The organism is Micromonospora sp. WMMD730, from assembly GCF_049178955.1.
Taxonomy (GTDB): domain Bacteria; phylum Actinomycetota; class Actinomycetes; order Mycobacteriales; family Micromonosporaceae; genus Micromonospora; species Micromonospora wenchangensis.
Genome location: NZ_JBMHML010000002.1, coordinates 5776037 through 5788468, shown reverse-complemented (window position 1 = coordinate 5788468; position 12432 = coordinate 5776037). Strand labels below are relative to the sequence as shown.

The following is a 12432-nucleotide window of genomic DNA, read 5'->3' as shown; positions in this document are numbered from 1 at the left end:
GGCCCTCCGTCGTCCACGCCCGAGCGTCGCGGGCGGTGGCCTCAGCGGGCGAGGCGCGACGGCGGCGGGTAGACCGAACCGTCCTGCGGGTCGAAGAGCATCAGGTCGTACTCGCCGGCCAGCCGCTCGATGTCGAGCAGCACCTGGTCCTCACATGTCGGTACGAGGTTCAGCGCCACGTGGTCGGCCGCCGCGTGCAGCGGCGACACCTCCCACGGGGTGCCCTGGTGGGCGGGCCGGTCGGGGTACGAGGCGGTGATGGCGCGGTAGAAGGCGACCACCCGCGGGTCCGGATACCGCTCGCCGTGCCGCCCCTCGTGGCACTGCCGCACCGCCGCCCGGACGTCCTCGGGCGTGGCCCCGTCGTGCAGGGCCCACACGCTCAGATCGAAACTCACGGCGGACAGCGTGCCATCACCCGGACGCCCGAGCGACACTGACCCGCCGTGATCGCCGCGAGTGGTCGAGAGTGTACGGAGGAACACGGTCCGCTGTGGAGACTCTTGCGTCGAGTTGCGTCGATTCGCTAGCGTACCGGAGCGGTCATCGGGAAAGTCGGAAGTCGGCCCGTCTTCGGGTGACGGGGCTGAGCGTCCGGCCGGCCGGTCCGCACCCCTCGAATGCGCGAGCCACGCGCACTCGTCGCTGACCGGCCCCCACGGTCGTTGCCGAGACCGTGGGGGCCGATCGCCGGCCCGTCGACCGCGCCACCCCGTGGACCCCCTCCACAGGTCGGCCGACGCGCCGCGACACCGCTCAGCGGCGTCGGTGGGCGAAGAGAGCCTGATAGGCCGAGTCGGCGCGGAACCACGAGAGTCCCACCGGCCCGGCCGCGTACAACGCGGTCGCGTAGGCGTCGGCCACCGCCAGGTCCGGGCCGACGACGGTCGCGGCGACCAGCTGTCCGGCCGGTTCGCCGGTGTGCGGGTCGACCACGTGTCCCTGCCGGCCGCTGACCCCGGAGGTGCCCACCGCGCCGGCCGTCATCTCCAGCACCAGCGGGGCCCGCCGGCTGTCGGTCGGGTGGTGCACCGCCACCCGCCACGGTCCGCCGTGCGCGGCGTGTCCGCGTACCGTCAGGTCGGCGCCGGAGAGCACCGCGTAGTCGTGGATGCCGGCGGCGCGCAACCGGGCCGCGGCCCGCTCCACCGCCCAGCCGTTGAGCAGGCCGCCGGGGTCGAAGCCGCCGGGGACGGCCCAGGCGTCGAACCAGCCGTCGGTGGCGGCCCGCATGGCGGCGCAGCGGTCGACCAGGTCGGTCAGCGGCGGGTACGACTCGGGGCTGATCTCGCCGCGCCGCAGCCGGGAGACCAGGCTCTGCGGCCGGTTCGGCCCGTAGGTGAGGTCGATCGCCCGCAGTTCGGCGACGGCGTCGCGCAGCGCGTCGCCGACCGCCCGGCGGCCCAGTTCCTCGGGGGCGTTGAGCAGGAGCGAGTATCCGGCGGTGCCGGTCCGGACGGAGTGCTGCACGGTGATCCGGCCGCCGGACGGGTCACCGGCGGAGTCGAGGCGGTGGCTTCGGGTGCCCAGGCGCAGGTCGGGACGGCGGCGGGAGAACGCCTTCTGGTCCACCCAGCGGGTGCGCGGTTGCTCGTCCAGTCGGCCTGGCCCCCGCTGCTGTTCGGTCCGCATCTCGCTGCTCCTTCACCGACGGTGCCGCGGCGTCGCGGCCGGTCCGTCCCGGGCCCCCACGACCCGTCCTGCACCGACCCTAGGCAGTGGAGATGACCGCACCATGAATGCTGGCTGGGAGCCTGCTGAGCATTTCGCCCTCCCAGATGGTGGAAGGCGCGTACCGGGAGGCGGGACGGGGACGTACCGTTGCGCACAGCGGACGAGGTGAGGAGCAGCAGGTGGCACGGATCGCGGTGGTGGCCGGGGACGGGATCGGACCCGAGGTGGTCGCGCAGGCCCTCAAGGTCCTCGACGCCGTGCTTCCCGGCGTCGAGGCCACGCAGTACGACCTCGGCGCGGCGCGGTACCACCGCACCGGCGAGGTGCTGCCCGACTCGGTGCTGACCGAGCTGGCCGGCCACGACGCCATCCTGCTCGGTGCGGTGGGCGACCCCACCGTGCCGCCCGGCGTGCTGGAGCGCGGCCTGCTGCTGAAGCTGCGCTTCGCCTTCGACCAGTACGTCAACCTGCGCCCGTCCCGGCTCTGGCCGGGGGTTCCCGGCCCGCTGGCCACCGTCAAGCCGGGCGAGGTCGACCTGGTGGTCGTCCGGGAGGGCACCGAGGGGCTCTACGCCGGGGCCGGCGGCAGCCTGCACCGGGACACCCCGGCCGAGGTGGCCACCGAGGAGAGCCTGAACACCCGGCACGGGGTGGAACGGGTCATCCGGGACGCCTTCGCCCGCGCCGGTCGCCGTGAGCGGCGCAAGGTCACCCTGGTGCACAAGACCAACGTGCTGACCCACGCCGGCTCGCTGTGGGCCCGTGCCTTCGCGGCCGTCGCCGCCGAGCACCCCGACGTCGCCACCGAGTACCAGCACGTCGACGCCGCCGCCATGTTCCTGGTCACCCAGCCCCAGCGGTACGACGTGGTGGTCACCGACAACCTGTTCGGTGACATCCTCACCGATATCGCCGCCGCGGTCACCGGGGGGATCGGGCTGGCCGCCAGCGGCTGCATCAACCCCACCGGGGCGTACCCGTCGATGTTCGAACCGGTGCACGGTTCCGCGCCGGACATCGCCGGCAAGGGGGTCGCCGACCCGGTGGCCGCGGTGCTCTCCGCCGCGCTCCTGCTCGACCAGCTCGGCCACGCCGACGCCGCCGCCCGGGTGACCGGCGCGGTCGCCGCCGAGCTGGCCGCCCGGACGCCGGGTGTGGCGTTGCGCACCGACGAGGTGGGGGACCGGCTCGCCGCGCAGGCGGTGGCCTGACCCCTCGGGAGGTGGAGCTATCCACTGAACGACCGTTCGGGGTAGGTTTCTGGGACGTCAGCCCGGTGCGTGGTTCCCGCGCGCCGTCAAACCCGCAGGGAGGTCAGCGCGATGAGCGGTGGTGACATGCTCGATTTCGAGATCCGTCCGAATCCCGCGCCGGTATCCGCCGCCGAGCGGGCCGCCCTGCTGGTCGACCCCGGCTTCGGCCGGGTCTTCACCGACCACATGGTGACCATCCGGTACGCCGACGGCAAGGGCTGGTACGACCCCCGGGTCGAGGCCCGCGCGCCGATCCCGATGGACCCGGCCAGCGCCGTCCTGCACTACGCGCAGGAGATCTTCGAGGGGTTGAAGGCGTACCGCAGGGCCGACGGCTCGATCACCATGTTCCGGCCCGAGGCCAACGCCGCCCGGTTCATCGCCTCCGCCCGGCGGCTGGCCATGCCGGAGCTGCCGGCGGAACTGTTCGTCGAGTCGCTGCGCAAGCTGGTCGAGATCGACCGGGACTGGATCCCCGACGCCGCCGACGCCAGCCTCTACCTGCGGCCGTTCATGTTCGCCAGCGAGGTCTTCCTCGGCGTCCGACCGTCCCGCGAGTACCTCTACTGCGTCATCGCCTCACCGGCCGGTTCCTACTTCGCCGGCGGGGTGAAGCCGGTCACCGTCTGGGTGTCCCCGGACTACACCCGGGCCGCACCCGGCGGCACCGGCGCGGCCAAGTGCGGCGGCAACTACGCGGCGTCGCTGTCGGCCCAGGCCGAGGCGATCGAGGCCGGCTGCGACCAGGTGGTCTTCCTCGACGCGGTCGAGCGCCGCTACGTCGAGGAACTGGGCGGCATGAACGTGTTCTTCGTCTACGACGACGACACCCTGGTCACCCCGCCGCTGACCGGCACCATCCTGCCCGGCATCACCCGGGACGCGCTGCTCGCCCTGGCCGCCGCCTCCGGGCACCGGGTCGTCGAGCGTCCGGTGAGCTTCGACGAGTGGCAGGCCGACGCCGAGAGCGGCCGGCTGCGCGAGGTCTTCGCCTGCGGCACCGCCGCGGTGATCACCCCGATCGCCCGGGTGCGGCACCCCGGCGGCGAGTTCGTGATCGGCGGCGGTGAGCCGGGCCGGTCCACCTCGGCGCTGCGGGAGCAGTTGGTGGCGGTCCAGCGGGGTGACGCCCCCGACCCGCACGGCTGGGTCACGCACATCCGCTGACCACCCCAGCTTTCGACCCGCCCTGCCAGCGCCGACGTCCGGGGTCGGCAGGGCGGGTCGGCGGTGCGGTCACCGTGGCGCGGGCGGCTCCAGCAGGTGGTCGCGCAGGGCGGCGAGCTGGGCGTCGGTGACGCCGGTGTGCCGCAGGTAGTCCTCGATCGAGCCGTGCCGCTCGCGCAGCTCGGCGAGGAAGAGCGCCATCGCCTCGGCGGGGGACCCCAGGAAGGGTGCGGGCAGCGCCTCAGCCTCCGGCATGGCCTCCGCCAGCCAGGCGCTGAACCGCTGGGACGCCTCGGTGCTCAGCGCGTAGTCCTCGGCGATCTGCTCGTCGTCGACGCCCAGCACCGACAGGGTCAGCGCGCAGACGATGCCGGTGCGGTCCTTACCGGCGACGCAGTGCACCAGGACGGGCGCGTTGGCGCTGTCGGCGATCAGCCCGACCGCCTCGGCCAGCCCGGCGGTGCCGGTCTCGGCGAGATCGGCGTACCGGTCGGCGAGGTAGCGGGCCAGGCTGGAGTCCGGCTCGTGGCGGCTCAGCGCCCAGTCGGCGTGCTCGGGGTGGATGTGCCGGTAGGCGAGGCCGTCGAGGTCGGGCACCCGACCGTCCCGCTCCACCTCGGTCGGGCGGCGCAGGTCGATCACCGTACGGATGCCGAGCGCGGCGAATGCCTCCCGGTCGGTGCCGTCGATGCGGTGCGGGGAGTCCGACCGGTAGAGCCGGCCCCAGCGGACGGCGCGGGCGTCGTGGCCGGGGTAGCCGCCGACGTCACGGAAGTTGAACATCGCGGAGAACGGGATACGGCGGCTGTTCTCGGTGGGGTTCACCCGGACACGGTAACGGCCGGCGGGGGCGGCGGTCCGCCCCGCCGAGTCGACCGCCGACGCGGGCCGGGGGCCGGCCCGCTACCGGGCGGTGCCGGGTGGCAGGTTGCCGTAGGTGTCGTCGTAGTAGCCGCCCAGCCTGTCGCGGAAGGCGGCGTCGCTGTGGCTGTTCTCGTCGTACCCGGGAGCGGCCTTGATCTGGTCCCTGGTGCGGTCGACGTGGACCCTGCGGTCGTCGTGGTCGACCTGGTTGACGGTGCCGGCCGGCAGCATCACCTTCTTGCCGAAGATCCACGGCCCGGTGTCGACGACCAGGTAGCTGCCGCCGACCTCGTGACTCGCCTCGTCGATCCTGCCGATCCCACCGTCGGTCGCCTCGACCCGGTAGCCGACCAGGTCGGCGTCGGCCACCCCGGCCTCGTCCCGGTAGGTCCACGGGTCGAACGCCCCGCCGGGAGCGCCGCCGGCGATCGCGCCCTGACCGTCGTCGACCATCGGGTCGGTGGTGGCGTGCGCGCTGTGCGGGTCGAGCCTGTCCATCGGAACCCCTGCCTCGAAGTGTCGTGTCCGTCAACCGGGCTACCCCCGGGGAGACCTCGCACACACCGTGTCCCGGGATGTGGATTCTGTCTCCCAGAACCCGGATCGAGTGGCAGAGTGGCGACCGTGACCAGCTCCGCCCGCATTATTGGCAGCTAGCGCGCCGGCCTCCCCTCTGCCGAGCGCGCAGACCTCCCGCATCCGCGGGGGGTCTTTTTGTTGCTCCCCCAAGATCCGATGAAGGGACTCTCGATGACGTTCCAGGTCTACGACACCACGCTGCGCGACGGCGCCCAGCGCGAGGGGCTCAGCTACTCGGTGATCGACAAGCTGGCGGTGGCCCGCCTGCTCGACGAGTTCGGCGTCGGTTTCATCGAGGGCGGGTGGCCGGGCGCCGTGCCGAAGGACACCGAGTTCTTCCGCCGGGCCCGCACCGAGCTGGACCTGCGGCACGCCCTGCTGGTGGCGTTCGGGGCCACCCGCAAGGCCGGGGTCGCCGTCGCCGACGACCCGCAGGTGCGCGCGTTGCTCGACGCGCAGACCCCGGCCGTCGCGCTGGTCGCCAAGGCCGACATCCGGCACGTCGAACGCGCGCTGCGCACCACCGGCGCGGAGAACCTGGCGATGGTCCGGGACACGGTCGCCCACCTGGTCGCGCAGGGGCGACGGGTCTTCGTCGACGGCGAACACTTCTTCGACGGGTTCCGGCACGACCCGGCGTACACCGCCTCGGTGGTCGAGACCGCGCTCGCCGCCGGGGCCGAACGGTTCGTGCTCTGCGACACCAACGGGGGGATGCTGCCGTCCCGGGTGACCGCCGCGATCGCCGACCTGACCGCCCGGACCGGGATCGCCCCGGAACTGCTCGGCATGCACGCCCAGAACGACACCGCCTGCGCGGTGGCCAACACGATCGCCGCCGTCGAGGCCGGGGTGCGGCACGTGCAGGGCACCGCCAACGGGTACGGCGAGCGCCCCGGCAACGCCGACCTCTTCGCCGTCGTGGCGAACCTCCAGCTCAAGCTCGGGCTGCCCGTCCTACCCGACGGCTGCCTGGAACAGATGGTGCGGGTCTCGCACGCCATCGCCGAGATCGCCAACATCGCCCCCGACACCCACCAGGCGTACGCCGGGGCCGCCGCCTTCGCCCACAAGGCGGGGCTGCACGCGAGCGCGATCAAGGTCGACCCGTTGCTCTACAACCACGTGGACCCGTCGGTGGTGGGCAACGACATGCGGATCCTGGTGACCGAGATGGCCGGCCGGGCCAGCATCGAGCTGAAGAGCCGCGAGCTGGGTCTTGACCTGGCCGGCCATCCGGACGCCGTGTCGAAGGTGACCGCCCGGGTCAAGGAGCTGGAGGCGGGCGGCTGGTCGTTCGAGGCCGCCGACGCCTCCTTCGAGCTGCTGGTCCGCTCCGAGCTGCCGGACGCCGCCCCGGTGCGGCCGTTCGCGCTGGAGTCGTACCGGGTGCTGGTGGAGCACCGGGAGGACGGCGAGGTGATCTCCGAGGCGACGGTGAAGATCCGGGTACGCGGCGAGCGGGTGATCGCCACCGCCGAGGGCAACGGCCCGGTCAACGCCCTGGACGAGGCGCTGCGGGTCGGCCTGTCCCGGCACTACCCGGAGCTGCGCGACTTCGAGCTGGCCGACTACAAGGTGCGCATCCTGGAGGGCACCCACGGCACCGGCGCGGTGACCCGGGTGCTGGTGGAGACCGCCGACGGCACCGGCCGGGACTGGACCACCGTGGGCGTGCACCCCAACGTGGTCGAGGCGTCCTGGCACGCCCTCGTCGACGCCCTCACCTACGGCCTCGACCGCGCGGCGGTGTGAGCTGAACCCCCGGCGTCAGGGGGCGGGCAGGCGCAGGGTGGCCAGCACGGCGCGGTGGTCGGTGGCGGGCACCCGGTGGACGGTGACCGCGCGGACGGCGATCCGGCGGTCGACCAGGACGTGGTCGATGGTGACCGGCGGGATGGGGTCGCCGTCGTACGGGCCCCACGTGCCCACCAGCCCGGCCCCGACGGCGTCGGCGGCGTCGACGTAGCCGCTGGCCAGGAGGGCACGCAGCGGGGAGTGGTCGAGGGTGGCGTTGAAGTCCCCGGTGAGGATGCCGAGCTGACCGTCGGGGGTGGCGCGCGGCTGGCCGGCCAGGTCGGTGCGCCACTCGCCGACCACCCCGACCGACCAGGGTGCCGCCGGGTGGGCCGACTCCACCCGTAACGGTGGTGCGCCGGGCACCGCCACCGTCGCGTACGCCTGGGTGAACGCGAACCCGGCGTTGCGCCGGAAACCACCGCCGGAGAGGGGGAACCGGGCGTAGAGCCCGGAGCCGGTGGTGCCCACCTCGGGGTTGAGCTGGCGGTGGGGGAGCAGGTCGGCGAGGCCGGCCCGGTCGAGGGCGTCCCGCGCCGCCGGGGTGAACTCCTGCACGGTGAGCACGTCCACCTCGTTCCGGCGGACCAGCTCGACCAGGGTGGCCGCGTCGGCGTTGCCCGCGAGCAGGTTGGCGGTGAGCACCCGCAGTTGCGGCCCCCGGGCCGCCGGCTGCCGGTCGGGCAGCGCGCGGGGTGCCACCGCGCCGAGGAGGGCCAGCGCCGCCACCGCCGCGGCCACCGCCGGCCACCGGCACCGCAGGGCGAGGGTCAGCATCAGGGCCGGCAGGCTCCACGCCGCCACGTACGGGGTGAAGGCGAGCGCCTGCACGAGCGGGCCCCGGTCGAACCCGACGAGGCGGACCACGGCCCAGGCGAGGCCGGGTGCCACCGCCAGCCAGCAGATCAGCGGAGCGGCGCGACGGCGGGTGGGGGTCGGCACCGGGGTCGTCAGCACGGCGGTCAGCCTAGCGGCCGAGGTCGTTCCCGCCGACTGCGGAGCCGTTCCGTGAATGGTCGAGAGTTCATGTTTCGCAATTTCCAACATCGTTTTCGAGATGGCAAAACGGGTTGGTGCGCTATTGACGCTCCGCTTTTGGCGGTGCTACGTTCCTCCTCGTTGAGGTGCCGCAACAGAGCGTAGTTTTCCCAGCTCAGGCCGGTTGGAAGTGTTTCTTCTTCACTATTTCCGGCGTGGGTGGAAGGCTTTCTGCCCACGTTAATTCCGGCTCGATCGCACCACCTGTATCCGGCTCGCCGTACGGTGGGTCGGCCGTATTGCCACGGTCACAAAAGGGAGACCTGTCATGGCCACATTCTTCAGGCGTAAGGCGGCGGCGGTGACGCTCGGCGTCCTGGCGCTCACCCTGGCCGGCGGCGGGATCGCCGTCGCGCAACCGGCGACCAAGGCTCCGGCCGAGGTGGCCCAGCCCGGGGCGCGGCTGTCCGGTGCCACCGGTCAGCCGCCGGTGACTCCGGCCGAAGCCAAGCAGGCCCGCGCGGCGCTCAAGGCCTCGCTCGCCCCGCCGGCCTCGGGTTCGGTCGCCTGGGCGGTCGTCGCCAGCGACGGCACCCTGCTCCAGCACTCGGCGAACGTCGTCTCGTCGACCCGGTACGGCACCGGCCAGTACCAGGTGCTGCTCGACTACAGCGTGGTCGGGAAGGCGTTCCAGGCCACCATCGGCACCAACGACCAGTTCAACGTGCCGCCGGCCGGCGAGATCGCGGTCGCCCCGCGCAACCAGACACCGAACGGCGTCTTCATCCAGACGTACAGCTCCAGCGGATCGGTGTCGAGCAAGCCGTTCCACCTGTTCGTCGCCAACTGAGGCGCGGACCCGTCGGCGGTGCCGGCCCCGGCAGGGGGTCGGCACCGTCTGCTGTGGACCCCGGCGCCCGTGGTCCGGCCCGCCCGGGCAGGGCGCGGATCACCCGGTGACGCACGCATTGCGTCGCCGCACGGCGTTGCCGCCCCGCCGGGCCGGTCGTCCCGGTCCGGGGCGAATCGGCCCGCCAGCGCCCGAAATTCCGACGTTTGCCGGCGGGTGACCCCGGGAAGCAAGCACCGTGACGGACATCTCGGACACCCTGGCCAGCCTGCCCCGCCCGGTCGATGCCGACGCGGCGGGCGCCGAGTTGGAACAGACCCTCTTTGAGGTCAAACGCGTGATCGTCGGGCAGGACCGGCTCGTCGAACGGCTGCTCACCGCGCTGATCGCCGACGGCCACTGCCTCCTGGAGGGGGTGCCCGGCGTCGCCAAGACGCTTGCCGCGCAGACCCTCGCCACCGTCGTCGGCGGCACCTTCACCCGCATCCAGTTCACCCCCGACCTGGTCCCCTCCGACATCGTCGGCACCCGGATCTACCGGGCCTCGACCGAGAACTTCGACGTCGAGCTGGGCCCGATCATGGCCAACCTGGTGCTCGCCGACGAGATCAACCGGGCCCCCGCCAAGGTGCAGTCCGCGCTGCTGGAGGCGATGGCCGAACGGCAGGTCACCATCGGCGGGCGGAGCTGGCCGGTGCCGGAGCCGTTCCTGGTGCTGGCCACCCAGAACCCGATCGAGTCCGAGGGGGTCTACCAGCTCCCCGAGGCACAACGCGACCGGTTCCTCATGAAGATCGTCGTCGACTACCCGGGCGACGCCGACGAGCTGGCCATCCTCTACCGGATGAGCAGCGACCGGCCCCGCCCCCGCCAGGTGCTCGACCCGGTCCGGCTGCGCGACTACCAGCGCCGGGCCGCCCAGGTCTTCGTGCACCACGCGCTCGCCGAGTACGTGGTCCGGCTGATCCTCGCCACCCGTGACCCGGGCCGCTTCGGGCTGCCGGAGATCGCCCCGCTGCTGGCGTACGGGGCGAGCCCCCGGGCCACCCTCGGCCTGGTCGCCGCCGCCCGCGCCCAGGCGATGCTGCGCGGCCGCGAGTACGTGCTCCCCGACGACGTCCGGGAACTCGCGGTCGACGTGCTCGCCCACCGGCTGGTGCTCTCGTTCGACGCGGTCGCCGACGGGGTCAGCGCCGAGGCGGTGGTGCACCGGCTGGTGCAGGCGGTGCCGCCCCCGGTGCTCGCCACCGGCCACCCCGAGTACACGCCCGACCTGGCGGCGGCGTGAGCGCCCCGGCCGCCCCGGCCGGCCCGACGCTTGCCGACCTCGCCCCCGAACGGCGGCTGCGCCGTCTCGAACTGACCGTCACCCGCCGCCTCGACGGGCTGCTCCACGGTCAACTGCGCGGTCTGCTGCCCGGCCCCGGCAGCGAGATCGCCGGCAGCCGCGAGTACCGCCCCGGCGAGGACGAGGTACGCCGGATGGACTGGGCGGTCACCGCCCGCACCACCGTCCCGCACGTCCGCGAGGTCGACGCCGACCGGGAGCTGACCACCTGGCTGCTGGTCGACGCCAGCCCCAGCATGGAGTACGGCACCGCCGCGCTGGACAAACGGGAACTGTCCGTGGCGGCCGTCGCCGCGGTCGGCTTCCTCACCGCCGGCACCGGCAACCGGCTCGGCGCGCAGGTGCTCGGCAGCGACGGGCTGCGCCGCTTCCCGGCCCGCTGCGGGCGTACCCACCTGCTGAGCCTGCTCCGCGCGCTGCTGCACGCCCCCCGGGTGGACGACACGGCACCGGCCACCCCGCCGGCCGGCCCCGACCTGGCCGCCGCGCTCGCCGCGGTGCAGCGGGTCGCCGTCCGACGGGGGCTGGTGGTGGTGGTCTCCGACTTCCTCGACGGGCTGCCCGACGACCACGACGCCACCACCGGGTGGGAGCCGGCGCTGCGTCGCCTCGCCGCCCGCCACCAGGTGCTCGCAATCGAGGTGACCGACCCGCGTGAGCTGGAGCTGCCCGACGTCGGCCTGATCACCCTGCTCGACCCGGAGACCGGCCGGCGGCGCGAGGTGTGGACCGGTGACCCGGAGCTGCGCCGCCGGTACGCCAGCGCCGCCGCCGCGCAACGCGCCCAGGTGGCCCGCGCGTTGCGCCGCAGCGGGGCCGACCACCTCGCGTTGCGGACCGACCGGGACTGGACCGCCGACATCGTGCGGCACGTGCACGCCCAGCGCCGGCTGGCGGCGTCCGCCGCACCCCGGGGAGGTGTCGCGTGAACTGGCAGTCACCCGCCCGGCTCCTGCTGCTGCTCGGGGTGGTCGCGCTGGCCGTCGGCTACCTGCTGGCGCAGCGCCGGCGCAGCCGGTACGCGGTCCGCTTCACCAACCTGCGGCTGCTCGACCGGGTCGCCCCGCAGCGGCCGGCCTGGCGACGGCACGTGCCCGCCGGCCTGTTCCTGGCCATGCTGGCGCTGCTGGTGGTCGGCTTCGCCCGTCCCACCGCCGAGGTACGGGTGCCCCGCGAGCGGGCCACCGTGATGGTCGCCGTGGACGTGTCCACGTCGATGCTCGCCACCGACGTGGAACCGGACCGGTTGACCGCCGCCAAGGAGGCCGCCCGGACCTTCGTCGACGGGCTGCCCGACGAGTTCAACGTGGGGCTGGTCGCGTTCGCCGGCAGCGCGGCGGTGCTGGTGCCGCCGAGCACCGACCGGGGCGCCCTGCACGACGGGATCGACCGGCTCGCCGAGGGGATCACCGGGGTGCAGGGTACCGCCATCGGCGAGGCGATCAGCGCCTGCCTCGGCGCGGTGAAGAGCCTCGACGGGAAGGCGGCCAAGCAACCGCCGCCGGCCCGGGTAGTCCTGCTCTCCGACGGGGCGAACACCTCCGGGGCCGACCCGATGGAGGCCGCCGCGGCGGCCGTCGCGGCGAAGGTGCCGGTGCACACCATCTCGTTCGGCACCCCGGGCGGGTTCGTCGACCGGGGTGGCCGCCCGATCCAGGTGCCGGTCGACGGGCAGACCCTGCAGGCGGTCGCCGACCAGACCGGGGGCGGGTTCCACGAGGCGGGCAGCAGCGCCGAACTGCGCGACGTCTACGAGGACATCGGGTCCTCCGTCGGCTACCGCAAGGAACGTCAGGACATCTCCGCCCGGTTCATCGGGCTCGGGCTGGTCTTCGCCATGGGGGCGGCGGCCGGGTCGATGCGCTGGTTCTCCCGCCTGCCCTGAGCGGGGACCGTGCTGGCCCACCTGCCCCTGATCCGTC

Annotated in this window: 12 protein-coding genes; 7 read left to right on the top strand and 5 right to left on the bottom strand. The window is 73.7% G+C overall.

The window, feature by feature from the left end; all coding sequences use genetic code 11:
• Window positions 1-41: 41 nt before the first annotated feature.
• The gene (locus ACN265_RS24570) at window positions 42-398 is read right to left on the bottom strand and encodes a hypothetical protein (protein ID WP_363792924.1); all 357 of its coding nucleotides are present in this window, start codon (window positions 396-398) and stop codon (window positions 42-44) included.
• A gap of 358 nt (window positions 399-756) precedes the next feature.
• Complete coding sequence (locus ACN265_RS24565; RefSeq protein ID WP_204923746.1) at window positions 757-1632, bottom strand: FAD:protein FMN transferase; 876 nt, start codon at window positions 1630-1632, stop codon at window positions 757-759.
• Window positions 1633-1853: 221 nt separating this feature from the next.
• Here ACN265_RS24565 and ACN265_RS24560 point away from each other — a divergent pair, with 221 nt between their 5' ends.
• Both ACN265_RS24560 and ACN265_RS24555 read left to right on the top strand, forming a co-directional pair.
• Complete coding sequence (locus tag ACN265_RS24560; protein ID WP_204923747.1) at window positions 1854-2885, top strand: 3-isopropylmalate dehydrogenase; 1032 nt, start codon at window positions 1854-1856, stop codon at window positions 2883-2885.
• A gap of 111 nt (window positions 2886-2996) precedes the next feature.
• Window positions 2997-4094 (top strand): branched-chain amino acid aminotransferase, encoded by a 1098-nt coding sequence (locus ACN265_RS24555; RefSeq protein ID WP_420115886.1) that lies wholly within the window; start codon window positions 2997-2999, stop codon window positions 4092-4094.
• A gap of 69 nt (window positions 4095-4163) precedes the next feature.
• On the opposite strand, the gene ACN265_RS24550 is transcribed toward ACN265_RS24555, so the two are convergent.
• Both ACN265_RS24550 and ACN265_RS24545 read right to left on the bottom strand, forming a co-directional pair.
• Window positions 4164-4919, bottom strand: a complete 756-nt coding sequence (locus ACN265_RS24550) for a tyrosine-protein phosphatase (RefSeq protein ID WP_204923749.1) — start codon at window positions 4917-4919, stop codon at window positions 4164-4166.
• A gap of 78 nt (window positions 4920-4997) precedes the next feature.
• On the bottom strand, window positions 4998-5456 hold the full coding sequence (locus ACN265_RS24545) for a PRC-barrel domain-containing protein (RefSeq protein WP_420115887.1): 459 nt from the start codon (window positions 5454-5456) through the stop codon (window positions 4998-5000).
• A 252-nt stretch (window positions 5457-5708) separates the two neighbouring features.
• On the opposite strand from ACN265_RS24545, the gene cimA reads away from it, so the two are divergent.
• The gene (gene cimA / locus ACN265_RS24540; protein WP_204923751.1) at window positions 5709-7292 is read left to right on the top strand and encodes a citramalate synthase; all 1584 of its coding nucleotides are present in this window, start codon (window positions 5709-5711) and stop codon (window positions 7290-7292) included.
• 15 nt (window positions 7293-7307) lie between these two features.
• Here the strand turns inward: cimA and ACN265_RS24535 are convergent, their stop codons facing one another.
• Entirely contained in the window at window positions 7308-8243 is a 936-nt protein-coding gene (locus ACN265_RS24535; RefSeq protein ID WP_421411608.1) for an endonuclease/exonuclease/phosphatase family protein, read from the bottom strand.
• A gap of 397 nt (window positions 8244-8640) precedes the next feature.
• Between ACN265_RS24535 and ACN265_RS24530 the strand changes: the two genes are divergently transcribed.
• The 4 genes from ACN265_RS24530 (at window position 8641) to ACN265_RS24515 (ending at window position 12395) form a co-directional block, all read left to right on the top strand.
• The gene (locus ACN265_RS24530) at window positions 8641-9162 is read left to right on the top strand and encodes a hypothetical protein (protein WP_204923753.1); all 522 of its coding nucleotides are present in this window, start codon (window positions 8641-8643) and stop codon (window positions 9160-9162) included.
• Between the two features lie 238 nt (window positions 9163-9400).
• A complete protein-coding gene (locus tag ACN265_RS24525) occupies window positions 9401-10450 on the top strand; it encodes an AAA family ATPase (protein ID WP_420115888.1) in 1050 nt (349 codons plus the stop codon).
• A complete protein-coding gene (locus tag ACN265_RS24520) occupies window positions 10447-11439 on the top strand; it encodes a DUF58 domain-containing protein (RefSeq protein ID WP_420115889.1) in 993 nt (330 codons plus the stop codon). Before ACN265_RS24525 ends, ACN265_RS24520 begins: the two co-directional genes overlap by 4 nt.
• The gene (locus ACN265_RS24515; RefSeq protein WP_204923756.1) at window positions 11436-12395 is read left to right on the top strand and encodes a VWA domain-containing protein; all 960 of its coding nucleotides are present in this window, start codon (window positions 11436-11438) and stop codon (window positions 12393-12395) included. Before ACN265_RS24520 ends, ACN265_RS24515 begins: the two co-directional genes overlap by 4 nt.
• Window positions 12396-12432: the final 37 nt, after the last annotated feature.

Coding starts and splice junctions, on each gene's coding strand:
- ACN265_RS24565 (WP_204923746.1), bottom strand. CDS start 1,632: ATGCGGACCGAACAGCAGCGGGGGCCAGGCCGACTGGACGAGCAACCG.
- ACN265_RS24555 (WP_420115886.1), top strand. CDS start 2,997: ATGAGCGGTGGTGACATGCTCGATTTCGAGATCCGTCCGAATCCCGCG.
- ACN265_RS24545 (WP_420115887.1), bottom strand. CDS start 5,456: ATGGACAGGCTCGACCCGCACAGCGCGCACGCCACCACCGACCCGATG.
- cimA (WP_204923751.1), top strand. CDS start 5,709: ATGACGTTCCAGGTCTACGACACCACGCTGCGCGACGGCGCCCAGCGC.
- ACN265_RS24530 (WP_204923753.1), top strand. CDS start 8,641: ATGGCCACATTCTTCAGGCGTAAGGCGGCGGCGGTGACGCTCGGCGTC.